Genomic DNA, 24596 nt, shown 5'->3' on the forward strand with positions numbered 1-24596 from the left:
TGAAATGCCTATCGCGAGTCTTTGGAATCAGCTTAAGGCCGTCGGCCCCGGCTTGTCAAGACAAATTATTCAATACCTCAAAAATAGCAGTATAATTATTCAGTTACGTATATATCAAATAGTATTGATATACACTTTAGCAGGTTAGCAGCCCGCCTTTTTTCCTCCCATCTGATTGAAATCTCCAGCCCCCCCGCAACTCCAACTTTTACATTTGTTTTACATTTATCCTGAAAAATATCTTGCCATCAACTAAAGGAACCCCGCACGGCTTGTAAAACAAATGTAAAAGGATCGGTCAGGGGTGTACAGGGCGAAGGAACTCGCTTATCTTGCTTGTAAGCACGGCGTACATATCTATTCCCCCAATCGAGCAAGACAGGAGTCCATGCCATGAAGAGACTTACCAACGCCTTATTGGTTTATCCCAAGGTTCCCGACAACACCTACTGGAGCTTCAAGCACGCTCTCCGGTTTGTCCGGAAAAAGAGCTCCATGCCCCCTCTGGGGCTGATCACCCTGGCCGCCATGTTTCCCCGGGAGATTAGCCTGAAGCTGGTGGACCTGAACATCGAAAAGCTCCGGAAAAAGGATCTGGAATGGGCGGACGCGGTGTTTGTCTCCGCCATGATTATCCAGAAGGATTCGTTTGAAGAGGTCGTCGCCCTGGCCAGGGCCGCGGGCAAGCCCGTAATTGCGGGAGGGCCCTACGCAGGCTCCAGCCATAAGGAAATCACCGGCGTGGACCATTTCGTCCTGGGCGAGGTGGAGAACTCCTTTCAGGGATTTTTGGAGGATTTCCAGGCGGGCGAGGCCAAACGGCTGTATCCGCCGCCGGAAAGGCCCTCTCTGGACCAGACTCCGGCGCCCCGGTTCGACCTGCTGAAAATGGACTCCTACGCGTCCATGAGCGTTCAGTACTCCCGAGGCTGCCCCTTCAACTGCGAGTTCTGCGACATCTGGAAGGTGTACGGCAATAAGCCCCGCCTGAAGCCTGCGGAAAGCATGATCCGGGAGTTGCAGACCCTCCACGACCAGGGTTGGCGCGGCCCGGTTTTTGTGGTGGACGACAATTTCATCGGCAACAAAAGGCGGGTCAAAACCGAGCTGCTGCCGGCCATGTTCCGGTGGCAAAAGGACCATAAATACCCCTTCCGCTTTTTCACCGAGGCCAGCATCAACCTGGCCGCCGACGACGCCCTGCTCCAGGGCATGGCCGCCGCCGGGTTCAACGAGGTGTTCATCGGCATTGAAACCCCTTCGGCCGAAGCCCTGGCCGAAACCGGAAAAACCCAAAACCTGAAATGCGACATGGCCCAGGCCGTCATGAAAATCCAGGAGTACGGCATCGAAGTCATGGCCGGATTCATCCTGGGATTTGACTCGGACACCGAGGATATCGTGGAGCGCCAGGCCGCCTTCATCCAGCAGACGGGCATTCCCCAGGCCATGGTGGGCATCCTCACGGCTTTGCCGGGCACGGAGCTGCACAGCCGGCTGGAGCGGGAGGGGCGTCTGCTCCGGGTGAGCGACGGCAACAACACCCACAACACGACAGCCAATTTCCGGACCAAGATGGACGCAGCAACCCTGGAACAAGCCTATACGAAATTATTGTCAATAATATACGATAAAAACTTGAAAAATTACTTCGATCGGTGCAGCAAGTTACTGGATAACGTTGGAGACCCTTCCCTTTCCATGCGGGAAGTGAAGTTCCGGGAAATCATGATGCTCCTCCGGTCCCTGGCCAGACAGCCTTTCACTCCCTATGGATATCAATACCTTAAGTTCATAACCACCCGATTTGTGAAGAATCGGAGGACCTTTTCCGAGGCGGTCAAATTTTCCATCGTGGGCCATCACTTTCACAAAATCACACGACAGATGGTAAAAGCCCAGGAGGCGGCCTGATTTTTTATTTATGACAATTCAAACCATTATATTTTGATATTTTTCTATTGCCAATCCCCCTGATCCCGTGGTAGATGCAGTCACGGAACTACATTGGGTCAAGGGTTTAAGGGTATTTATCATTTGGGTCATTGCTCCTTGCGGAGCGCCGATGCAGTTCCCCATTCTCTGAGGCGAGGCCGCCATTTGCACATTATTTTCACCGCGCCTCGGAGCGTTTCATGGTTCGCCCGGGAAAGGCCGCTTGCCGCCGCCTTTCCCGGGCTTTTTTAGGCCCCTAAAATCTTGCGCCGCCCGGTGCTTGATGCTATCCTGCCTTGCATCTTTTCATTTAACGGATCAGATTCCCGCTCATTTTTTTGAATAGGATACAGCGCCATGGAAGCCTTGAACACCATCGCCATTCTCATCAGCATGGCTGCGGCCCTTGCTTACATAAACCACCGTTTTTTGCGCATTCCCATGACCATCGGGCTCATGCTTCTGTCCCTGGCGGCGTCCCTGGCCCTGATTCTGCTGGAAGGCATGGGCCTGCCCGTCGCCCATTACGCGGATCAACTGGTGAGCGGGATCGACTTTTCCACGGTGCTGTTGAACGGCATGCTGGGCCTGCTGCTTTTCGCCGGCGCTTTGCACGTAAACCTGGACGACCTGGCCGCCCAGAAGCTGGAGGTGGCGGTTTTCGCCACCCTGGGAGTCCTGGCCTCCACATTCCTGGTGGGAGGCGCCTTTTATTATGCGGCCTCGTTTTTCCACATGGGCTTGCGTTTTGTGGACTGCCTGCTCTTCGGCGCCCTGATTTCGCCCACGGACCCCATTGCGGTCCTGGCGATCCTTAAAAAGGCGGGGGCGCCCAAAACCCTGGAAACCAAAATCGCCGGGGAATCCTTGTTTAACGACGGCATCGGCGTGGTGGTCTTTCTGGTGCTCTTGGAAATCGCCGCGGGAAGCGGGCATGTCTCCCCCGGCCATGTGCTGGCCCTGTTCGGAGAGGAGGTCCTGGGAGGAATCGCCCTGGGGCTGGTCGCCGGATACATCGCATTCAGGCTCCTTTCCTCCATCAACAATTACCAGGTGGAGGTGCTCATCACCCTGGCCCTGGTCCTGGGCGGATACGCCCTGGCCAACAAGCTGCACATCTCCGGGCCCATCGCCATGGTGGTCTCCGGCCTGCTCATCGGCAACCACGGCCGCCGCCTGGCCATGTCCGAAGAAACCGTGGACAACCTGGACACCTTCTGGGAGTTGATCGACGAAATATTGAACGCCCTCCTTTTTGTGCTCATCGGCCTGGAAGTGTTTATCCTCTCATTTCAGGGCGAATTCCTCATTGCCGGAATCCTGGCCGTCCCCCTGGTGCTCCTGGCCCGGTTCATCAGCGTGGGAGGCCCGGTCCTTGTCATGAAAAAATGGCGCCCTTTCGCCCCCAAAGCCATATCCATCATGACCTGGGGAGGCCTCCGGGGCGGCATTTCCGTGGCCCTGGCCCTGTCCCTGCCCAAGGAATGCAACCGGGAGCTGATCCTCACCATGACCTACGCCGTGGTGGTCTTCTCCATCCTCGTCCAGGGCCTGACCATCAAGCGTCTGGTCCAGTCGGGAAAATCCGCACCGCCGAAAGATTGACCCTGCCCCCCACAAATCCTTGGGCGTGACGGCGTTTCTTCGCTGACGGGCGCATTGCCGCCAAGGAATCTTGTACGGCTTTCCGCGTGAAGCCTATCCCCTTTCCTTTCAACCGGCCGGATAAAAAACTGGCTCTGATCCCCGCCCCTATGTTAAAATTTTATTTTGCATTCATTATGGGGATACACACACGCAGCTTGAGTTCTCCGGGACTTTTCACAGTGCGTTCAGACCCCTCTTTCGGAAAACTTCACAGGGTGATGCAATGCCTTTCGATTTCTACGGATCCGGGCCCTTGTACTGCCGGGCCTTATCGGGGATGAAACGAGCCAAAATGAATCCATGCCGCTTATTGCTTGTTTTTTTTCTTCTGACAGGCTGGATCATTCCGGGTGCGGCCTTAGGGGCGGAGGGCCCCGGCGTAGAAATCCTGACAATTGCCACGCCAGAGGGAGAAGCCGTCCTCACCAGCTATCTTAAAATGGTTTTTCAGGAACTGGAAAACCGGACCGGGGCGGCATACAGGATTGTGGAGTTGCCCAAAAAACGATGCCTCCTGGATGCCAATGCCGGCGTGTATGACGGACTTGCGGCCCGAATAGCAGGCCTGGAAAGGGCCGGGCATCCCAACCTCATTCAAATTAAGGCCTGCCACTACAGGGTGCAGCATATCATCTTCGCCGAAACATCGGAATTGGCCGGAATCGACAGCCTGGAATCGCTTCTGGAGGCCGCGGTGCAAAAAGGCTGGATGGTCGGATATCTGGAGGGCAGTAAAAAGGCGGCGGAGTTGTTGCAGCCCCTTCCCAACGCAAACAAAATCGCCTTGTCAATGCCGGAGCAGGCGTTTTTCATGCTCGGCGGCGGCCGGATTCAGGCCTACCTGGGAGGCCCGGGAATCGTCAACAAAGCGCTGTTGAAGGGCCTCCAGCAAAAGCATCCGTATTTACAGGCAATAGAGCCGCAGTTTGTGGTTTCCGAGTCCCCGCTATACCCCTACCTGCACAAACGCCATAAAGACCTGGCGCCTGTTTTGGAAGCAGCGCTCCATGCCATGGAAGCTGACGGAACCTTGAACAAGCTGCTCCAGGAGCTTGAATCCATGGCAACCCCGCCCCCCAAGGAGAATGACTTTTGAAATCCATCAGTAGGATCATTGCGGTCAGGCTGTGCGCCATCATTGTGATTCTGGGATTACTTACGGGAGGACTGTTCTCCTACTATCTGGTTCAGACCGACAAGCAGGCGTATGAGGAGAATATGGCCCGGCAGGCGGACTTCATCGCCGGAAAAATTGCGATTGATCTATGGACCTACAACGAGCCCGCCCTTGATTACATGGCCGCAGCCGCTTTTCAAATGTCTTATATAAAGGCATTGAAAATATGGGATGCATCAGGGCAATTCCATCTATCCTCAGGAAAGGAGCAGGCGCAGGGAACCCAAGTGCTCAGGCGTAATGTGGTCATGAAGAACGAGGTGATCGGCGCGGTGGAAGTGGCCTTTGCGCCTTTTGATTCCGGGCCCATATGGAAGCGCACCTTGATGACCGCGCTCACCATCCTGCTGCCGGTTTTGTTGTTTTCCATCTTGCAGGTCTTTCTGGTGGTGCGAACCCTTCTGTCCGATCCCATGGGAGATCTGCTCCAGGGCATTGAGGATATTGCGGACGGCGCCTATTCCAGGGATTTTTCCCCCGGCAAGGGCCTGGAAATGAAGGAAATCGCCAATTCCGTCAAGCATCTTTCCGGCAAACTGGCCCGGAGGGAGGCCGCCATCAGGGAAAGCGAAAAAAGGCTTCAGGAAAGCCTGGAAAAATACCGGACGCTATTCAACTCCTTTCCTTTGGGCATTACGGTTTCCGATTCTGAAGGGCGAATCATGGAAACCAACCAACAGGCGGAACAACTCCTGGGGGTGCCCAAACATGAGCACGAACAACGCTCCCTGGACGGAGAAAACTGGCGCATCATCCGGCCTGACAAAACCGACATGCCCCCCGAAGAATTTGCATCAGTCATTGCATTACGGGAAAAACGGCTGGTGAAAAACCAGGAATTAGGAATCCTGCGGGAAAAAGGGAACGTGGTGTGGCTCAATGTGACGGCGACGCCCTTACCTCTTGAGAACTATGGCGTGGTTGTGGCCTACTCCGATATCAGCGAAAAAAAACAACTCCAGGAAAACCTGCTGGCGCACAAAAACATCGTGTCCGCCACAACGGATTTCATCTCGCTGGTGGATCGCGGCTACAGATATGTGATTGTAAACGATTCGTACTTAACGCTGACTCAAAAAACCAGGGAAGAGCTTGTGGGCCGCACAGTGGCCGAGAACGTGGGCGAGGAGGTTTTTGAAAGCATTGTAAAGCCTCAAATCGATCGATGCCTGCGGGGCGAAAACGCACGGTACCAGGAATGGTTTGAGTTTGCCGGCGGGGGCCGCAGGTTCATGGACATCACCTACACGCCCCATAGGGAGCAAGGGAAGATCACAGGCGTCGCCGTTAACGGCAGGGACATCACCGAACTCAAGCGAACCCAGGATTCCATCCGGGAAAGCGAAGAAAAATTCTACAAGGCGTTCCACTCCAGCCCGGTCATCAAGTCCATCTCCACTCTGGAGGAAGGGAGGTTTTTGGATGCAAACCAGTTGTTCCTGGACATGCTGGAAATGGAAAGGGAGGACCTGATCGGCCAAAAGGCTGAAGACCTGGCACTCTGGCAGAACATGGACAGGGATTTGGTTATCAAGGAGTTAAAGCAAAAGGGTTACGCCCATAACCTTCCCGTGGACATCATAACCCGCAGCGGGAAGAGGGTTCCCGTTCTATGGTTTGGAGATGTGGTAAGGATTCAGGACCAGTCGTGCGTCATCGCCTCGGGCTTTGACCTGACCGAACTGAAAAAATCGGAAGATGCTCTGCGCGAAAGCGAGTCCTTTCTGAATATACTGCTCGACGCCATCCCGGTTCCTGTCTGCTACAAAAACAAGGAAGGTTTTTTTCTGGGTTTTAACAAAGCCTATTTGGATTTTTTCGGGCAAGATATTGAGCAACTTGCCGGCAAGACCGTTTTTGATCTCTATCCGCCTGATGCGGCGGAGCTTTTGCATCAAAAGGATATCGAGCTTTTTCGGGACGGGGGCATACAAATCCTCGAAATGCAAATCGCCACAGCCTTGGATGAACTGCGCGATATTGTTTTTTATCGGGCTGTGTTCAAAGACCGGACAGGAGAAACCGCGGGTCTGGTCGGCACCATTCTGGACATCACGGACCGCAAACAGGCCCAGGCTGAACGCAACAGGCTGGAAACCCGCCTGATGCAGGCCCAAAAAATGGAGTCCATCGGCACTCTTGCTGGAGGGATAGCCCATGATTTCAACAATATTCTCACTCCCATCGTCGGCATTTCAGAGATGATGCTGGAAGATATGACGCCTGACAGCCAGGACCGGGACAGCATCCTGGAGATCCACAAGGCAGGAAAACGGGGGAGCGACCTTGTCCGGCAAATCCTCGCTTTCAGCAGGCAGTCCGAGCACGAGATGATTCCCATACGCTTGCAAAAAGTGATCAAAGAGGCCCTCAAATTAAGCCGCTCCTCCATCCCGTCCAACATTGAAATCCTGCAGGACATCCAGCCGGATTGCGGACTGGTCAAGGCAGACCCCACTCAGATTCACCAGATTGCCATGAACCTGATCACCAACGCCTACCATGCCGTGGAAGAATCGGGAGGAATCATCAAGGTCAGCTTGAAAGAAAAGCCGCTGTTCGGCGATGACCTGAAAGAGCAGGACCTGTTGCCCGGATTTTATGCAGAGCTTACCGTTGCAGACAATGGATGCGGAATCGATCCGGCGATCCGGGATAAAATCTTCGACCCCTACTTCACCACCAAGGAAAAAGGCAAGGGGACCGGCCTGGGCTTGGCGGTCATCCATGGGATCGTAAAAGAGCACAAGGGAGGCGTCAGAATAGACAGCCAACCGGGCAAAGGCGCCGCCATCACCGTCAGCCTGCCCCTGCACAAAGACGCTGAAAAAGTCATAGAACAGCCGGAGCAGGAGCCCTGCCCCTTTGGAACCGAAAGGATCATGCTGGTGGATGACGAGGCCCCTGTGGCGAAAATCCAGGAGACAACCCTGACACGTTTGGGGTATCGGGTAACCACACGGATAGGCAGCAGGGAGGCGCTGCAAACCTTTCAACAGAATCCCCAGGCCTTTGACCTGGTCATGACGGACATGAATATGCCCCACATGACCGGAGATCAACTGGCTCTGGCCATTCTGGAAATTAGACCGGACATCCCAATCATCATCTGCACCGGCTATAGTGAAAAAATCTCCCCGGATCGGCTGGATGTGCTGGGCGTGAAAGGCCTGATCATGAAACCGGCCATCAAAAGGGAGGTGGCTCAAATGGTGCGCCGAGCTCTGGACGAAGCCAAGGTCTGATCAAAAAACCGGCTTGCCGGATCCCATCGCGGCGCCGACCATCCTTGTTCGGGAAAATTCTTAATTCGATATCCATAAAAACAGATTGACATCCCTCCCATCCGTCTTTATACTTTATTTCGATATATATCGAATCAAAATAAGGGGCGAAACACATGGACTTGCAGCAAAGCATCAACATCCTGAAAGCGCTGGCCGACCCCTCCCGGCTGAAAATCGTCAACGCCCTGCTTGAAAGGCCCCAATACGTGGAGGAGCTGGCCCAAAGGCTGGATTTGGCCGTGTCCACCACCTCCCATCATTTAAAGAAGCTGGAGGCCGCCGGATTGGCCGGCAAGGAAAAGGAGCAGTATTACGTGGTCTATTTCGTGCGGGAGGAGGTTTTTGACCTGAGCCTCCGGCATTTGGTCGGCTTTCGCAACCCGGAGGCGGGGGTGCAGGATCGGCGCTTACAGGATTACCGGAAAAAAATCATCGCGGCCTTTTTCGAAGGAGGCCGCCTGAAAAGGCTGCCCGCCCAATATAAAAAAAGGCTGGTTGTGCTGGAGGAACTGGCGAAACGGTTTAAGCCGGGAGTCACATACAGCGAGCCGGAGATCAACGCCCTGATCCAAAACGCCTATGAGGATCATTGCACGGTCCGCCGGGAAATGGCGGATAACGGAATTTTAGAACGGGAGGATGGGGTTTATTGGCTGCCTGATAGTCGGGAAGCGGCCTCCCCTGGAATTAGGAAAAGGAAAAAGAAAATGGACAAACGCAAAGCGCTGAAAAGAGAGTACATGGAGGCGTTCAGGGCGCCCGGAATATGCAAAATAACCAACACGGTCAACGGCAAGGTTTTTCTGGCCGGGAGCCTGAACGTGGAGGCCCTGGTCAGGCGCCATCAGTCGGAGTTGAAGCTGGGCTCCCATCGGAACGAAGAATTGCTGAAGGACTACAAGGAACTCGGGGCCGAGGCCTTCACCTTTGAAATTCTGGAGTCCATAGAGCAAAGCAAGGACGCCAATTTCGACTACGCCAAAGAGGTGGAGATCCTGTTGGACCTGTGGCTGGAAAAGCTCCAGCCGTACGGAGACAAGGGGTACAATCGGCCGCCCAAGACGCGGTAAACAAATGTTGTTTGACCTCAGGACGTGAGGCTGACGCCATATTCCCCCTGTTGTTTCTGCAACTCCTCCTTGAAAAATCAGATTAATCGCGGTATTGATATAGCATTATTTAAGATTTGAAAAATCAAACTCGGATCTGATTTATTGTTCAGGGAAAATGGGGAAAGCCTTATGTCCATGTCTCGTTCCAGGGTGTTCAAGCAAGTTCTATTTCCGATCACTATTGCCTTGATGGCGTCGTTTTTTTTCGCCTGCGCCAGCGGGACGAATTTCGGCCGTTCGGGCGCCAAGGCGCCCCCCCTCCAATACGACTATGGCCCTTTTTTGATGCAGGAAGGCTTTAAAGGAGAATACCCCTTTATTGCAACCTGGAAAGAGAATCCGGACCGGAACCTGGAAGGGTATGAAAGCATTTGCCAAAAACGGCTGGCGGAGATAGCCGCGGATCAGGGGCCGGAATCTCCTGGAATGGGCTACATGCTCATAGCCGGCAGCGCCGTGTGCGCTGAAATGCGCAACTGGGATGAAATGGAAGCCCGGCAGAACCGGTTTTTGGCCGTATTTGAAAAGCTCCTGGGGCCGGACAATCCGGACATGGCGCATTACTGGCATATAGCAGGAAAGAACTACGAGGCCGCCGCCGATTTTGAAAACATGATGGAGTGCTATAAAAAAGTCTGCGCTCTGTCGGAAAGCCGGAATGAAACTATCGAGGCCGCCTATGTGGAAGACGTTTTAACATTGGGGGACGCTCTCGTCCTGTTCGGCGGGTTTGAAGAGGCGGAAGAGTATTATCAAAAGGTTGTGAAGGCGCGAATAAAAATACTCGGTCCCAGAGACCGCGATGTTGCACGAGCCCTTTGCGCCTTGGGGGAGTCATACCTCCATTTGGCGGATTACGGCAGTGCGAAAAAATGTTTTGAGACGGCCTATAAAATAGAATTTCCGAAATATATCGGGTTAAATCAGATTGTAGCAAAGGCTTATGCGGGGTTGGCGGTTGTATACTTAAACACGGGGGAAAACGAATCGGCAAGGTATCATTCCGTCTTCGCCCTGACCAAACTGGATAAGGAATCCCCCGCCTATAAAGCCGCATATGTGAATTGCGCCTTATTTAACATCTCTCCCAAGGTTTTGGCGCGGGCTGAAATATACCAAAAAGGGTATATTGCCGCGTTAGACCTGCTCCCAAGCAAAAACAACCGGTTTTATGCGGCCAATCTATACAAACTGGGCGTCATACAGGTCCGGCTGGGCGAATTCAAAGAAGCGGAAAAAAACCTGACGGAAAGCGTTCGTATCTACGCAAGGCATTTGGGGGAAAATAACATCCATGCATGCACCGCCATGCTGGAATTGGCCAGACTGCACATAGCCGTCAACAAGCCTGACCAGGCGGAAGAGCTATTGGAGCGGGCGTCCGCCATCCTCAGTCAAAATTCAAAAATTGGGCTTCGGCTGCAAGGTGAAACACTTCTCCAAAAGGCGAATTTGGAGTTCCGGCAGGCAAAACACTCTGAAGCCGTCAATTCCTATAAAAAGTCGCTGGAGGTTTTGAAGTCTTTGTATGGAGAAGTCGAAGCGTTGACGGCCCTGACCCAAATTGGAGTGGCTTGGCAATATATGAGTGAAGGCAAATACGGGGAGGCCAGGCCGATCCTTGAGGACGCCCTGGAGATTTGCTCCCGGGAATTTGGACGGAAAAGCATTTTTTCGTGCTTTTTGACAACCCGTTTGGCGCTCCTGATCATGGCGGACGGCGATGCGGACAAAGCCATGGCCATGCTGGAAAAGGTGGTGGACATTGAAAAGGACAAACTAAGAGGGAAATCCCCCAACTTCGGAGACACCCTCCTAATCGTCGCTATCGGACACATGGAATTGGGGGAGTACGAACCGGCGGAGGAAAAGGCCCTACAGGCGCTGCAAATTTTAGAGTACAACTTGGGTGAATACCGTGAAAAAATTGGCGACGCCCAGGCGCTGCTGGCGGATATTTATTTTGCGACAGGACGCCTGCAGGAAGCTAAGGATCGCCAGGAAAAGGCGGTCGCCATTTATGAAATCGCCCTTTCCTCCGGTCACTATAATATAGGGGACGCATACAACAGCCTGGGCATTATCCAAGCCGCAACAGGCGACTATGAAAACGCCGTAGTCAGTTTTGAAAAAGCCCAATCCGTGATGGAAGGCGCCTTTGGCCCGGACCACCCCGAAACCGGAGTAATCTACAAAAACATGGCCATTTGCTACAAGGCCATGGGCGAGGACGAGCAGGCCCAAAGCTACTTTGACAAAGCAGCCGCCATTCAAGGAGAGATTGATCCCTCCAGCACGCCCGTCTTCACCTCGGGTTTAGGCAAATTTTGGAGGAATTGGGCCAGGGAGTAAACAATCCCGCAAATGCGGCGAGGAGACCTCACGGCTAAAGGCGGGGGGACCGCGCAATTACGGCCGACGCAGCAAGCGGCGCCTGATTTTGGCCAGGGAAGATGCAAAGACCGGTTGTCCGCCGCGAGCCGGAGCAATTTCTAAAGAGTGTGGCCCAGGCAAGGCTGTTTTTTGCCTGGGTCCGTAAGGACAAAAGGTGCGGCCTGGGAGAAATAGGAAATCGGGAACGACCGGCGAGCGAATGGCGTTTATTCAAGTTGAGCGTTTCTTGCGTCGAAAGGCCTACCCAATCCTTGAAACAGGTTTGATTTCAGATACTTTCGTATGCATTCCCACGCAAAGCATGGGAACGAGAAGTTGGGCATGTAAAGGTTGCACACGCAGAGCAGGCGCGGAGTCTGCATCGTTCCCCCCCCGGCCTTGGCTTGAAAGCGGCGCCCCGTTGGCCGTCATTCCCGTGGAGGAATTTTGGCGGGATGATTACGGCGGTTTGCAATCATCCTGAAAAAATTTTGAAAACGAGAACCCAGCCTTTTCAAAAAACGCCGGGAAGACGGATGCCCCTGGATTCCTGCGTTGGCAGGAATGACAGGCAATAGTAAAGCAAGTCCTGCTCCCTATGTATCGAATCAGGCATTGAGGCGGCGCCCCCTAACCCACCGCCTGGTATAATCAACAAAATCCCCTTGATAATCCAATGGAATCACGGTAATATTATGCCATTCATCCAACAATAATCCGTTTTGTTTAGTTTTTTTTATCCTCGATGCACTGGATATTAGGAGAAACGCCATGACGACCCATGGTATTGGATCGCGATTTGACAAGGTTCTTGGCTTGGCTTGTACGTTTATCTTGATTTGCGTGTTGGCTTCCTGTGCAGCCTCTGCGAGTAATCAAGCAGCGAAAGAAGAGGAAAAAACCTCCCTGGAAGAACTGGCGGAACAGGAGCCAGAGTGCCAAAAATCGCTGGAAAAAATCGCAAAGGAACAAGGACCGGAATCCGAGGACATGGCATATGCCTATCTTGCCTGCGCCGGAGTGTCCATGGCACGGGGCCGAATGGATGAAGTGGAGCAAAGGCGGGATAAGGCGATTGAAATTTTAACAAAGGCCTTTGGACCGGATGACAAAAGAATCGCCCGGTGCTGGGACTTTTCAGCTTCATTATTTGTGGAATGGAACAACATTGACAAAGCGGAGCAATGCTATCTCAACGCCATTGCCGTAAATAAAAATCGACTGGGATCCCATTCTAAGAAAGTCATAGAAGACCTTTCATTATTAGGCGGCATAATGATCGTTTATAACCGTCCCCAAAAAGCCCGGGATTATTATAAAGAGGCTCTGTCCTTGCAGGTTGACGTTCTGGGGCCTGAGCATGAAGAAATTTCCGGGACGTATTGTTCTTTGGGGTCCGCCTCTTCTTTGGCGTCCGACTATGTTGCATCCAAAACGTATTATGGCGAGGCGATAGCAATCGAAGAAGATGCGGGCCGGACGGATAGCCTCATCTACGGACGGGCCTTGACGGGCATTGCCAACGCCCAAAACAATTTGGGAGAGTATGAGCAGGCCAGAAAAAATTTTAAAAAAGGCCTTCCTTTGTTAAGGTCTGAAAAATTTGAATGGGGAGCAAACTATTGCCAATACGCCCTGATGACGCGCCAGGAGGAAGCCCTGCTGACTGCGGAAAATTTTTTGGCAAAAACATTACCTAATGAGACTAAAGACCTCGGGCTCCTGGAAGTTGCTGCGGCGGACCAAATGTGCACCATGGGCTTGATAAAACAATGGTTGGGCAAATACGGCGAATCGGAAAAATTCCATCAGCAAAGCCGGGAGATATACCGTCGTGTTTTCGGCCAGGGCAGCTTGAAAGAATGCAACGCTCTCCTTAGCCTGGCCAACCTGTACATTGAAACGCCGGACTACGACAATGCTCAAGAAGTCGTGGATGAGCTTTTCGCCATTTGCGAGAAAAATCCCCAGGTCAGTGCGGATATGTACGCCAAAGCCATGGAGCGCCAGTCCCGGCTATTGTATTCCCGAGGCGAGTTGGATAAGGCCATCGATTCGTACCTGAAGTTATTGGACTTCCAGGAAAGCCATTTTGGTCTGAACAGCATCTTTGCCGTGCAGGCCCAGCACTGGCTGGGAGGCGCCTATGTGGACAAGGGAGATTTTGCATCCGCCCTGCCCCTTATGATTCAAGCCATGAACGCCTATGAACAGTATTACGGCAAAAGCCATCCTGAAACCATTGCGGCTATGGAGTCCGTCGCCTTTTGCTGCCAGTCCCTCGGCAGGGAGGAAGAGGCCCGCAAGTATTATGAAAAGGCGAAATCCCTTAGGGAGGAGGCGGAGTTGTCCGAGTCCCATCCTTATATTTCCGGCAGGGAAGCGTTCTGGCGGGAAAAGGCCAGGGAGTAAACGACTCCGTTTGGAGCACATAGCGAGGAGACCTCGCAACTGCCGACAGGGCAAGCCCTGAGGCTACGGGCGCGGGAACCGCGCAACGACAGGCTGGGAGACCCGGCGACTACTGCGAGGAGACCTCGCAACTACGATAAAACGGTTTCGAACCGGGTTTTTCGCCCGCCTGACATTTACGATTTCTAACGCCTTTGTTGGTCGCACCTTGTGTTGCTAAAGCAACCCAGGCAGCAAACTGCGCTGCCTGGGCCACCCTCCAAAAGCAGGGCAAGCCCTGCCCCCTGCGCTTCCCGCCGAATTGCGGCTTTAGGAAGGCGCATCTCCTCAGCCGTCATTCCCGTGGAGGAATTTTGGCGGGATGATTACGGCGGTTTGCAATCATCATGACAAAATTCCGGAAACGGGAACCCAGCGTCCTTTATAAAAACGCCGGGAGAACGGATGCAACCCGAATTCATGAAAAACAGGGACTCTGGATTCCTGCGTTGGCAGGAATGACAGGATAAAGAGCAGGGCAAGCCCTGAGGCTACGGGCGCGGGGACCGCGCAACAACAGGCTGAGAGACCCGGCGACTACTGCGAGGAGACCTCGCAACTACGATAAAACGGTTTCGAACCGGGTTTTTCGCCCGCCTGACGTTTACGATTTCTATCATCTTTGCAGGTCGCACCTTGTGTTGCTAAGCAACCCAGGCAGCAAACCACGCTTCCTGGGCCACCCAAAGATGGGCGTGGGGACTGCGGCAGATTTTTTACAAAAAATTGATTTTATTTTACTTTTGAATAAGAGCAATTAAGATTCTTGGCAAATCGGACGGATTTTTTCCACTAAGTCTTGATAGCCAGCCTTAAATTGTTTATGAAACCAGAGTCAGCTATTTTTTCCCGAACTCATCCAGGATAGCGGTCCTACAGGTAATCCATGTCCTATCTTGTACTTGCTCGAAAATACAGGCCCCAGACCTTTGACGAGGTGGTGGCCCAGCCTCATGTTACCGAAACCCTGAAAAACGCCATTAATCAGGAACGGGTGGCCCACGCCCTGTGCCTTTCCGGCCCTCGCGGCACGGGCAAGACCACGGTGGCGCGCATTCTGGCCAAGGCCATGAATTGCGTGAACGGCCCCACGCCCGAGCCCTGCGGCGTTTGCGCTTCGTGCAAGGAAATCGCAGCCAGCAACGCGGTGGACGTGTTTGAAATCGACGGGGCGTCCAACAACAGCGTGGAGCAGGTCCGGGAGCTTCGGGAAAACGTGCAGTACGCCCCGGCTTTGGGCAACTACAAGGTGTACATCATCGACGAAGTGCACATGCTCTCCCAGGCCGCCTTCAACGCGCTCTTGAAAACCCTGGAGGAGCCGCCGCCCCACGTGATGTTCATCCTGGCCACCACGGAAAGCCATAAGATTCCGGTGACCATCCTTTCCAGGTGCCAGCGCTACGATTTCAAGCGTATCAGCCTGGACGACATTGTGGGGCATCTGGCCAAACTGGCGGGGCTGGAAAACTTCACCATCGAGGAGCAAAGCTTGTGGGCCGTAGCCCGGCGCTCCGGCGGCTGCATGCGCGATGCGTTGAGCCTTTTGGATCAGGTCATGGCTTATTCCACGGGCGAAGCGTCCTTTGAAAAGGTTCTGGACATTTTGGGCGTGGCCGGACGCAAGTCCTTGTTCGCCCTGGCCCAGGCTCTTTTAGACCGGGACGTCCCGGCCTGCCTCACCGCCGTGGACCAACTTTACGCCAGGGGATACGACCTGAAGCAGGTCATGGCCGACCTGTTGGACCACCTGCGGAATCTCACCGTGGTGAAAACGGTCCGGGATCCCGGCCTGCTCCTGGACATTCCTCCCGGCGAGATCCAGGCCATGCAGGAGCAGGTCGCCAATGCGTCTCCTGCTTTTGTGAATCAGGTCCTGAGCCTGCTTTTTAAAGAAGAGGCCGCGGTCAGGCTGTCGCCCCAGCCCAGGCTCGCCCTGGAAGTGGCTCTGATCCGCATTTGCGAAATCACCCCGGCCGTCGCCATAGACTCTTTAGTCGCCGCCTTGGAGGTTCTGGCCTCTCAGCCGGCGTCCAAAGACCAGATTATAAATATCGGCCCGGCATCCGGCCCGGCGCCCGCCCTGCCGGAGTCCGGCGGTGGAAGCGCGCCTCCTGCGCCGGAAGAGACAACGGCTTCCGCAGCGGAAGCGGCGCCTCAACACGAGGAATCCACTCCTGTCGCCGCGTCTGACCCTCAGACCGAACCGGAGCCGCAGGAAGCACTTGCACCTGAGCCGGAGCCCGAACCCGAACCGGAGCCGCCGGCGGAGCCTGAAAAGGAAGTTACACCGGAACCGGAACCCGAGCCCGAACCGCCGGAGGAGGAGCCCCAGGCGGCGCCGGAACCCGAACCGCAAGCTCCTGTGGAGAGCGCCCCGCCGGAGCCTGAAGAGGAATCCATTCCCGAGCAGGCTGCCGACTCGGATGCTTATCAGTCGGACGACGAGTCGCCTTATTATCCTGAGCCGGATCCCACATACGCTGCGGCCGACTCCGAGCCCATTATCCCGGACATGGAGCCGGACTACGGTCCTCCCCAATATGAAACCCGGGAGGTTCAACCGGACGTCGTCCAGGAGGCTGCAACGCCTGAAGAACCGGCTGCACCGGCCCCGGAGCCTGAAGAGGACGAGCCGGAGCCGCCGCCGTTTGAAGGAGATCCGTGGGAGGCTTTTTCCAAGGATGTGCAGGAAAAAAGCATTATGCTGGGCCTCACCCTTGAAAAATGCCGTTTAAAGGAATATGAAAAAGGCCGCTTCGTCCTGGAAACCGACGGCGCGCCTTTTTCGCGGGATCAGTTGAACACCCCGGAAAATCAGACGATTCTCACGGGCGTATGCAAAAGCCTCTTCGGCCGCAAGGTGCAATTCGTCATCGAAGAGCCCAGCGAGGAAAACCGGACCGCCCCGGTCATGAACCAGGCGGAAAAGCGCCGGGAACTGGAGCAGGAGGCGTTGAACCACCCCCTGGTGGAGGAAGCGGTGCGGATTTTCGGCGGCAAGGTTGTAGAAATTCGTCAAATGGAATAATATAGGAACCTGGTTCCAAAAAACCGGGAGCCAAAATAATACGCAGTAAACGGGGCGCCGGGCTTTGCTTGGCGCCAGCATTATTTGCACAAGGAGGAATGCATGAAAAAGGGAATGGGCAACATCATGAAGCAGGCTCAAAAGCTCCAGAACCAGATGGCCAAACTCCAGGAGGAACTGGGGGACAAGACCGTGGAAGCCTCCGCGGGCGGCGGCATGGTCAAGGTGGTTGTGAACGGCAAGCAGCAGGTTCTGTCCATTGAGATCGAGAAGGAAGTGGTTGACCCTGAAGACGTGGAAATGCTCCAGGACATGGTTTTGGCGGCCGTTAACGAAGGCCTGAACAAAAGCCAGGACATGGTGCAAGGCGAAATGGGCAAGCTCACGGGCGGCATGAACATTCCCGGCCTGTTCTAATTTTTTTATGAGGTTTTTCCTTTCATGTCCTTTTACCCTCCCAGCCTGGTCAATCTGATCAAACAGCTTTCCAAGCTGCCTGGAATCGGAGAGAAAACCGCCGAACGCCTGGCCCTCCATATTTTAAGAGGATCGGTCAAGGACGCCCAGGCTTTGGCTGAGTCCATATCCGAAGCCAAGGAAACGGTCCGGCTGTGCTCGGTCTGCTACGGCCTGGCCGACTCGGATCCGTGCCACATCTGCCGGGACGCGACCCGGGATCAGGATGTGGTCTGCGTGGTGGAGCAAGGCACGGACATGGTGGCCCTGGAAAAATCCGGGGCGTTCAAGGGGCGGTATCACGTCTTGCAGGGGTGTTTGTCGCCCATGAACGGCGTGGGGCCGGACAACCTGCGCATCCGCGAGCTTGTGGAGAGATTGAAAAAGGAAAAAATCAAGGAAGTGGTTGTGGCCACAGGCACCAGCGTGGAGGGGGAATCCACAGCCAATTATTTGCGCCAGGTCCTCGAGGGCTCGGGCGTAAAAATCACTCGCATAGCCTCGGGCGTTCCCATCGGGGGCGACCTGAAATACACAGACGCTCTGACGCTTAAAAGGGCCTTGGACTCCCGGCACTGCCTATAAGCCGGGTGGAATATTATTTTGGATCGGAATTGAAAGAACTCAAATCTTCAGACATTTTTGAATGCACCATGTGCGGCAAATGCTGCCAAGGCTACGGCGGCACATACGTAACGGAAACGGACATCCAGGCCATCGCCGAGTTCATCGGCAAATCGCCTGAGACGGTCAGGGCGGAATACTGCCAACTCTCCGGAGGAAAGCCGGTCCTGGCTCAAGGAGAAGACGGCAAATGCATCTTCTTTACGGACAAATGCTCCATCCACCCGGTCAAACCCAAAATGTGCCGCAAATGGCCATTCCTGGAAGCCGTCCTTAGGGACGAAAAAAACTGGGAGCGCATGGCCTCCTGCTGCCCCGGCTGCAAGACCGACGTGCCCATCGAACACGTCAAAGCCGTCATCCAGGCCCTCCTGAACGGCGAGATTCAAGACGAAGGGTGATGCCCCCGGTTTTAGGGCGTTCGCTGGAATATCTCCCGGCCAAACCGAACCTCCCAGGGAGCCCATTGGTCCTGCAGAGACAAAATCTCCGAGGCCAGCCGCGGCATGCAATGCCGGGGGCCGCAAGGCCAATAAGGGCGGCCGCTGAGGCTTGTTGAAACCGGGATTGCCCGGCGGCGGATAATGATTATCCACGCCCTGGTTTGATTGATTATGATAATACCTTCCGTCCGTTCAGCTTAACAGGAATCCCAACACATAGAAGGTCGAAAACCATGTTGCTTCGCAACCCTGGCAAAAAACCGCCTTGCCAGGGCTACCCAAAAACTGCGACGCTGGACTCCCAACAAAAAACGCTCTGGAATGACCGGTGGAGGAGCCCTTGGGAATGACTGCCCTATTCTCCCCTGATTTTGCGCGAAGCGCCATTTAAAAGGTTTTGCCCCGCTTTTTCAAAAGCGGGCCGCCGGAGGCTCCTGTTTTTCAGTCCGCCGCCGGAGGCTGCTGATTTCTAATTGGGCGGTTCGGCGGTGAATATTTTAGGTTGACTTTTTTGGGAAGTTTTGGTGTATTCCCAACATAATCGGCAAGACAGAAGTCTTTCCACCCCCCCGAAACATCGGGGGCGGCAGCGACACATACATAAATAACGGTCATGAAGGCCAATCCTTTTTGCAAAAAGGGGTTGGCTTTTTTTTGTTTATACGGCGTTTGCTTTATTTTCATAGCAGTATACTTAACCAAACCACTTACTTTTTAAGGAGCGAGAACATGAAGAAAATTTGCTTGCTGAGCGCATTGGCCCTGGTCTGTTTGTTTTGCGGTTCCACCTACGCCCATTACGGCATGGTGATTCCGTCCGACAACATGGTCATGGAAGATGACAACCGCACCATCACCCTGGATCTGTCCTTCTCCCATCCCATGGAACTGATCGGCATGGAACTGGTCGCCCCCAAGTCGTTCACCGTGGCTCATGAAGGCAAAACCACGGACCTGGCCAAAAGCCTGAAAGCCTCCAAGGTTATGGACCAACCCGCATGGAAAGCCGAATACCAGATCAAGCGGCCCGGCGCCTACGCTTTCGTTATGGAGCCTGTTCCCTACTGGGAGCCTGCCGAAGACTGCTTTATCATCCATTACACCAAGACCGTTGTGGCTGCTTTCGGCGATGACGAAGGCTGGGACGATGAACTGGGCCTCAAGACGGAAATCGTGCCTTTGGCCAAGCCTTTCGCCCAATACAAGGGCAACGTGTTCCAAGGCGTCGTGAAACTGGACGGCAAGGCCGTGCCTTACGCGGAAGTGGAAGTGGAATACTACAACAAGGACGGCAAAAAGGAAGCTCCCACGGACTATATGGTCACCCAGACCATCAAGGCTGACGGCAACGGCGTGTTCACCTACGCCGCTCCTTTCGCCGGCTGGTGGGGATTTGCAGCGCTCAACACCGCGGACTATCAACTGAAGTTTGAAGGCCAGGATAAGGATGTGGAACTGGGCGCCGTCATCTGGGTGAAGTTTGAAGATTTTTAATCAAACAAGACTTTTGCATTGATTTGAAAGACCCGGGAAGGTAAACAACCTTCCTGGGTCTAACTATTTAAAAGAGGAATCATGCATATTTCCGAAGGAGTTTTGTCCGGCCCGGTTTTGGCGGCCGGAGCGGCCGTCGCCATAGCCGGAACCGCATACGGATTGAAAAAGCTGGATTTTGAAAAAATCCCCCGGGCGGCGGTTTTGTCAGCGGGTTTTTTTGTGGCCTCCCTGGTGCACGTTCCCATCGGCGTATCCAGCGCGCACCTGATTTTAAACGGCATCCTGGGCCTGCTGCTGGGGTGGGCGGCCTTTCCCGTCATCGCGGTGGCTCTCATGCTGCAGGCCGTGCTGTTCCAGTTCGGCGGAATCACCACTCTGGGCGTCAACACGGTCGTCATGGCGGCGCCCGCTGTATTTTGCTACCTGGTTTTCGGCAAGATCGTAGCTAAAGGCGGCCCCATGGGTATGGCCGGAGCCTTCGCATGCGGTTTTTTCTCCGTGCTTTTATCCGGCGTGCTGGTGGCTTTGGCGCTGTTTTTGACGGAGGAAAACTTCTTCGAAGTCGCCGCAGCGGTTTTAGGCGCCCACATCGTGATTATGATTACGGAGGGCGTGTTTTCGGTTATCTGCATTGAATTCTTACGAAAAGTACAGCCGGGCATGCTTCCCGGCGCCCAATAACGGAAGGCGCTATCATGAAAAAACTGTTTGCAGGCCTGGGAATTTTCCTCATGCTGACGGGCATGGCATACGCTCATAAGGTAAATATTTTCGCCTGGGTGGAAGGCGATACGGTCTTTACTGAAAGCAAATTCTCCGGCGGAAAAATGGTGAAAAACGGCAAAGTCCTTGTCTATGACGAGGATAAAAACCTGCTTCTGGAAGGCATTACCAACGACGCGGGCGAGTTTTCCTTTAAAATTCCGCAAAAAACCGCCCTGGTGATCGAACTGGACGCCACCATGGGTCATGCGGCGACCTGGACGGTTTCAAAGGACGAAATCCTGGAAGCCATGGGAGACGAACCTGTCGCCGCTGCCAATGAGGAGCCCGTCCAAGAGGACGCCGCCCAGCCGGCTGTGCGGACGGCCGCCGTCTCTCCCGCTCAGGCGGCGCCGGGCGCCAGTTCGAAGGAAATCCAGGCTATCGTGGAAAAGGCTTTGGACAAGAAGCTCAAGCCCATCACCCGTTTGCTGGTGGAAGCGCAGGAAAGGGAAACCGAACCCCAGGCCTCGGACGTCTTTGGGGGAATCGGCTATATTCTTGGGCTGGCGGGCGTAGCGGCGTATTTCCATTATCGCCGGAAGATCAAGGAGCTGGAAAAGGCTTGATAGCGGAAACCTTTGCATTCGGCGAATCCCCCGTGCATCGCCTTGACCCGCGGGTACGAGTGATTGTAGGGACCTTGTTCGCGGTGGTTGCGGCCCTGGCGGACCGGTTCGACGTATTGGGCGCCGCCTTGGGTCTGGCGGCCCTCATGACCCTGGCGGCTCGGCTTCAGCCCCTGGCCGTGTTAAAGCGTCTGGCTTTGGTGAACGGGCTGGTGCTGTTTTTATGGGTGGTCCTGCCGTTCACGTATAATGGAACGCCGTGGTTTCACCTGGGGCCGTTGGCTGCGGCCAAGGAGGGAGTCCGGCTCTGCGCGATCATCACGCTGAAATCCAACGCCATTGTTCTGTGGTCCATCGTATTTTTCTCCACCATGCCCGTGGCGACTTTGGGCCACGCCATGAACCGGTTGAAAATGCCGGTCAAGCTCACGGCCCTGCTGCTTTTGACCTATAGGTACATCTTTGTGCTGGAAGCGGAATTGAACCAACTGGTGCGCGCCGCCAGGATCAGGAGTTTTTCTCCGGGAACCAACCTCCACACCTACCGGACATACGCCTATCTTGTGGGCATGCTCATGGTCAGGGCGGCGGAACGGGGCGAGCGCGTGCATCAGGCCATGGTCTGCCGGGGCTTTTCCGGCAAGTTCTATTGCCTGGATGAAATGGAGTTCACCTTTCGGGACGCGGCCTGGGGCGGTTTTCTGGTTTTGGTTATTTTTTTTCTGGCAATCTGGCAATGGACATTGTAGGACAATGGCCTGTTGAAACGCGCCGGCTCAAACCGGTTAACCCTGACGGGCCACGGTAATGGAATCACATCCCCATATATTTGAAATCAAGGACATTTCTTTCAGCTATCCGGTCGGCAAGACCGTGTTGGAGAATTTTTCGTTTCATCTCCATTACGGCCAAAAGGCGGGACTCATCGGCCATAACGGAAGCGGAAAAACCACCCTGCTCCATTTGCTCATGGGGCTATTGACGCCCACCGCCGGCAGCATCCGCATCCTTGGGGAGAAAATGGAGTCGGAAAAGGACTTCAAAAAAATGCGGCCCAAACTGGGTTTCGTGTTTCAAAACGCGGACGATCAGTTGTTTTCCCCCACGGTTCTGGAAGACGTGGCTTTCGGCCCCTTGAACCTGGGCAAGTCCCCCAAGGAGGCCAAGGAAATCGCCTTGCAAACCCTGGAAAGCCTGGACCTGAAGGGGTTTGAAAAACGCATATCCTACAAGCTCTCCGGCGGCGAAAAAAAGCTGGTCTCCATTGCCACGGTCCTGGCCATGGACCCGGAGGTGCTGCTTTTGGACGAGCCCACCACCGGCCTGGACATGGACACGCGCGAGCACATCATTCAGATTCTGAACAATCTGGACAAATCCTTTTTAATCGTCTCCCACGAGTACGATTTTCTGGCCCGCACCACCCGGGATTTTTTCGGCATGCAAAAGGGCAAAATCATGTATTACGGCGATTCCTCGGCCCTGCACACCCACACCCACATCCATCCCTTGGGAAAAACGCCTCACAGGCACAACGGGATCGCGGCTCAGGAGCACCCCCACGACGGACACGACCACGCCCACGAAGGGCATGTGCACACCCACGAAGACGACCAATAGCCGGACTTTTTATTGACGCCTGAAAAGGCCATGGTACAATGCGGGCGTCATGGCAAAACAATCCCGTACAATCCGCAATTACCTGTTAATGGGGCTGCTTGTTTTAGGAGCGCTGGAGATTTGCGCCCGCATCCTGCTTGTGGCCGCCGCTTCCCTGGGGCCGGCCTTGTTCGCAGAAAACATCCATTGCAGGCATGACCCCATATTGGGATGGTCCAACATTCCCGGAATCGTCATCCCCGACATGTACGGGCCGGGCAAGGACCTTACCATCAACAACCAGGGCTTTCGCGCAAAGCGCGACTTCGCCCGCAAGGCGCCGGACGGAAAAACCCGCGTCGTCTGCGTGGGGGACTCCTTCACCCTGGGCTACGGGGTCGGGGACGACGAATCGTTCTGCGCCAGACTGGAAGAGTCCTGGCCCAGCCTGGAAGTCATGAACATGGGCCAGGGGGGATACGGCCTGGACCAGATGCATCTCTGGCATCGCAAGGAATGGTCCAATTTCGACTATGACCTGCTTGTGGTCTGCTTTATTGACGCGGACATCAGCCGCATGAACGCGGACCGGTTCGATATTTATCCCAAGCCGTGGATGCGGGTGGAAGACGGCCGCCTGCACACCATGAACACCCCTGCGCCCGACCCGTATCCGGGTTTTTGGAGCAAGACGGCCTGGTGGTCCGGCCTGGGGCTTGTACAGGCTGCGGGGAAGGCGCGTGAAATTTTAATCCGGCGGGAAAAGGCGGAAGGCGTCTATCGAACCCAGAGGGACCTGCTTGTAACGGTCATGGCCGTATTCCGGGAGATGCAGGCCATGGCCCAGTCTAAAGGAGCGCCTATGGCTATAGTGCGATTGCCGACGGCGGGCGGGATGAAGGCCGACCTTCCCTTTTTCAGCATCATGAACAGGGAGCTTGAGGCGGCAGGCTATCACTACTTTGATTTTACAAACCACTTCCGCCAATTGCCTCCGGGCGAAGCCCGCAGGATGTTCATCGACTCAAAGACTGCGCCCAAGGAACTGCTTCGCTATAAAAGCATGGGCGCCCACTACAGCCCATACGGCCACGCCGTGACCGCAAAATGGATGCAGGAAGTATTAAGAAAGCTGCAGTCCAGCCCGGCGACCGCCAAAGAGTAACATTGACAGGAAAAGCTCAGCGGCGCCAGACCAAGTTCAAGCAAATTGGAGTAATGAAGCAATGCCGCCGCGTCCCTCCTGCTGGCTCCATGTGTCCGCGCATTGCGCGGCCAAGGCAGGCACGGGGGCCTGCCGCTACAAATCAAATTCAATCTCAGTGACAAATGCCGCCCCAGCCGCGGCATGCAATGCTGATAGAATAGGATCTTAGGGTGGCGCTGGCAGCGTAGTTTGCTGCCAGTGTTGCGAAGCAACAGTAGGCGCGGCCCGAATAAATTATAGAAATTGGGACTGTTCGGCGGACGCATTAAGTTGATTGAATTACGACTTTTGTTTGGTTTTGGACAACTTTTCCATTCGCATGGCATCGGTGGATTCTATCAACCGAGGGGTCGAACCAAATGCGCTATCGCGCCCCGGCAGGATACTGCCCTGCCGCGGCCACCCAATATCTTCGGCGGTTTATTG

Annotated in this window: 18 protein-coding genes; 17 read left to right on the plus strand and 1 reads right to left on the minus strand. The window is 54.6% G+C overall.

The window, feature by feature from the left end:
- The first annotated feature begins 393 nt into the window (after window positions 1–393).
- From G491_RS0112300 to G491_RS30605, 11 genes are all read left to right on the plus strand, one after another.
- A complete protein-coding gene (locus G491_RS0112300; RefSeq protein ID WP_028314819.1) occupies window positions 394–1914 on the plus strand; it encodes a B12-binding domain-containing radical SAM protein in 1521 nt (506 codons plus the stop codon).
- Window positions 1915–2292: 378 nt separating this feature from the next.
- Complete coding sequence (locus G491_RS0112305) at window positions 2293–3540, plus strand: cation:proton antiporter (RefSeq protein WP_028314820.1); 1248 nt, start codon at window positions 2293–2295, stop codon at window positions 3538–3540.
- 334 nt (window positions 3541–3874) lie between these two features.
- Entirely contained in the window at window positions 3875–4678 is an 804-nt protein-coding gene (locus G491_RS0112310) for a substrate-binding periplasmic protein (RefSeq protein WP_169829426.1), read from the plus strand.
- Window positions 4675–8004, plus strand: a complete 3330-nt coding sequence (locus G491_RS33840) for a hybrid sensor histidine kinase/response regulator (protein ID WP_051327212.1) — start codon at window positions 4675–4677, stop codon at window positions 8002–8004. The genes G491_RS0112310 and G491_RS33840 overlap by 4 nt, the downstream gene beginning before the upstream one ends.
- A 155-nt stretch (window positions 8005–8159) precedes the next feature.
- Window positions 8160–9116: a metalloregulator ArsR/SmtB family transcription factor gene (locus G491_RS0112320; RefSeq protein ID WP_028314822.1), complete on the plus strand. Its 957-nt coding sequence runs from the start codon at window positions 8160–8162 to the stop codon at window positions 9114–9116.
- Between the two features lie 171 nt (window positions 9117–9287).
- Window positions 9288–11510 carry a tetratricopeptide repeat protein gene (locus tag G491_RS0112325; protein ID WP_028314823.1) on the plus strand — a complete coding sequence of 741 codons (2223 nt, stop codon included), beginning with the start codon at window positions 9288–9290 and terminating at the stop codon, window positions 11508–11510.
- A 792-nt stretch (window positions 11511–12302) separates the two neighbouring features.
- Window positions 12303–13943 (plus strand): tetratricopeptide repeat protein, encoded by a 1641-nt coding sequence (locus G491_RS0112335; RefSeq protein ID WP_028314824.1) that lies wholly within the window; start codon window positions 12303–12305, stop codon window positions 13941–13943.
- Window positions 13944–14868: 925 nt separating this feature from the next.
- Window positions 14869–17013, plus strand: a complete 2145-nt coding sequence (gene dnaX / locus G491_RS33845; protein WP_051327213.1) for a DNA polymerase III subunit gamma/tau — start codon at window positions 14869–14871, stop codon at window positions 17011–17013.
- 102 nt (window positions 17014–17115) lie between these two features.
- The gene (locus G491_RS0112345; protein ID WP_012611124.1) at window positions 17116–17430 is read left to right on the plus strand and encodes a YbaB/EbfC family nucleoid-associated protein; all 315 of its coding nucleotides are present in this window, start codon (window positions 17116–17118) and stop codon (window positions 17428–17430) included.
- A gap of 24 nt (window positions 17431–17454) precedes the next feature.
- Window positions 17455–18054 (plus strand): recombination mediator RecR, encoded by a 600-nt coding sequence (recR, locus tag G491_RS0112350; RefSeq protein WP_012611125.1) that lies wholly within the window; start codon window positions 17455–17457, stop codon window positions 18052–18054.
- 29 nt (window positions 18055–18083) lie between these two features.
- Window positions 18084–18494 (plus strand): YkgJ family cysteine cluster protein, encoded by a 411-nt coding sequence (locus tag G491_RS30605; protein WP_035218744.1) that lies wholly within the window; start codon window positions 18084–18086, stop codon window positions 18492–18494.
- A 483-nt stretch (window positions 18495–18977) separates the two neighbouring features.
- Here G491_RS30605 and G491_RS35455 read toward each other — a convergent pair whose 3' ends face one another.
- Window positions 18978–19220 carry a hypothetical protein gene (locus G491_RS35455; RefSeq protein WP_157468242.1) on the minus strand — a complete coding sequence of 81 codons (243 nt, stop codon included), beginning with the start codon at window positions 19218–19220 and terminating at the stop codon, window positions 18978–18980.
- Window positions 19221–19265: 45 nt separating this feature from the next.
- Here G491_RS35455 and G491_RS0112360 point away from each other — a divergent pair, with 45 nt between their 5' ends.
- The 6 genes from G491_RS0112360 to G491_RS0112385 all read left to right on the plus strand — a co-directional run bounded on the left by G491_RS0112360 (window position 19266) and on the right by G491_RS0112385 (window position 24128).
- On the plus strand, window positions 19266–20030 hold the full coding sequence (locus tag G491_RS0112360) for a DUF4198 domain-containing protein (protein WP_028314825.1): 765 nt from the start codon (window positions 19266–19268) through the stop codon (window positions 20028–20030).
- Window positions 20031–20111: 81 nt separating this feature from the next.
- On the plus strand, window positions 20112–20714 hold the full coding sequence (cbiM, locus tag G491_RS0112365) for a cobalt transporter CbiM (protein WP_012611128.1): 603 nt from the start codon (window positions 20112–20114) through the stop codon (window positions 20712–20714).
- Window positions 20715–20728: 14 nt separating this feature from the next.
- Complete coding sequence (locus G491_RS0112370; protein ID WP_051327214.1) at window positions 20729–21364, plus strand: hypothetical protein; 636 nt, start codon at window positions 20729–20731, stop codon at window positions 21362–21364.
- A complete protein-coding gene (gene cbiQ / locus G491_RS0112375) occupies window positions 21361–22113 on the plus strand; it encodes a cobalt ECF transporter T component CbiQ (RefSeq protein ID WP_028314827.1) in 753 nt (250 codons plus the stop codon). The genes G491_RS0112370 and cbiQ overlap by 4 nt, the downstream gene beginning before the upstream one ends.
- A gap of 58 nt (window positions 22114–22171) precedes the next feature.
- Window positions 22172–22984 (plus strand): energy-coupling factor ABC transporter ATP-binding protein, encoded by an 813-nt coding sequence (locus tag G491_RS0112380; RefSeq protein WP_028314828.1) that lies wholly within the window; start codon window positions 22172–22174, stop codon window positions 22982–22984.
- Window positions 22985–23033: 49 nt separating this feature from the next.
- A complete protein-coding gene (locus G491_RS0112385; RefSeq protein WP_028314829.1) occupies window positions 23034–24128 on the plus strand; it encodes an SGNH/GDSL hydrolase family protein in 1095 nt (364 codons plus the stop codon).
- Window positions 24129–24596: the final 468 nt, after the last annotated feature.

This window comes from Desulfatibacillum aliphaticivorans DSM 15576 (assembly GCF_000429905.1).
In the GTDB taxonomy this organism is placed as follows: Bacteria; Desulfobacterota; Desulfobacteria; order Desulfobacterales; family Desulfatibacillaceae; genus Desulfatibacillum; species Desulfatibacillum aliphaticivorans.

Excerpts from the sequence above, each read along its gene's own strand:
- G491_RS35455 (WP_157468242.1), bottom strand. The coding sequence starts at position 19,220 with ATGAAAATAAAGCAAACGCCGTATAAACAAAAAAAAGCCAACCCCTTT.
- G491_RS0112370 (WP_051327214.1), top strand. The coding sequence starts at position 20,729 with ATGAAAAAACTGTTTGCAGGCCTGGGAATTTTCCTCATGCTGACGGGC.
- recR (WP_012611125.1), top strand. The coding sequence starts at position 17,455 with ATGTCCTTTTACCCTCCCAGCCTGGTCAATCTGATCAAACAGCTTTCC.
- cbiM (WP_012611128.1), top strand. The coding sequence starts at position 20,112 with ATGCATATTTCCGAAGGAGTTTTGTCCGGCCCGGTTTTGGCGGCCGGA.
- G491_RS0112325 (WP_028314823.1), top strand. The coding sequence starts at position 9,288 with ATGTCCATGTCTCGTTCCAGGGTGTTCAAGCAAGTTCTATTTCCGATC.
- G491_RS0112310 (WP_169829426.1), top strand. The coding sequence starts at position 3,875 with ATGAATCCATGCCGCTTATTGCTTGTTTTTTTTCTTCTGACAGGCTGG.
- G491_RS0112385 (WP_028314829.1), top strand. The coding sequence starts at position 23,034 with ATGGCAAAACAATCCCGTACAATCCGCAATTACCTGTTAATGGGGCTG.
- G491_RS0112345 (WP_012611124.1), top strand. The coding sequence starts at position 17,116 with ATGAAAAAGGGAATGGGCAACATCATGAAGCAGGCTCAAAAGCTCCAG.
- G491_RS0112360 (WP_028314825.1), top strand. The coding sequence starts at position 19,266 with ATGAAGAAAATTTGCTTGCTGAGCGCATTGGCCCTGGTCTGTTTGTTT.
- G491_RS0112300 (WP_028314819.1), top strand. The coding sequence starts at position 394 with ATGAAGAGACTTACCAACGCCTTATTGGTTTATCCCAAGGTTCCCGAC.
- G491_RS0112335 (WP_028314824.1), top strand. The coding sequence starts at position 12,303 with ATGACGACCCATGGTATTGGATCGCGATTTGACAAGGTTCTTGGCTTG.
- G491_RS0112305 (WP_028314820.1), top strand. The coding sequence starts at position 2,293 with ATGGAAGCCTTGAACACCATCGCCATTCTCATCAGCATGGCTGCGGCC.
- G491_RS0112320 (WP_028314822.1), top strand. The coding sequence starts at position 8,160 with ATGGACTTGCAGCAAAGCATCAACATCCTGAAAGCGCTGGCCGACCCC.
- dnaX (WP_051327213.1), top strand. The coding sequence starts at position 14,869 with ATGTCCTATCTTGTACTTGCTCGAAAATACAGGCCCCAGACCTTTGAC.
- G491_RS0112380 (WP_028314828.1), top strand. The coding sequence starts at position 22,172 with ATGGAATCACATCCCCATATATTTGAAATCAAGGACATTTCTTTCAGC.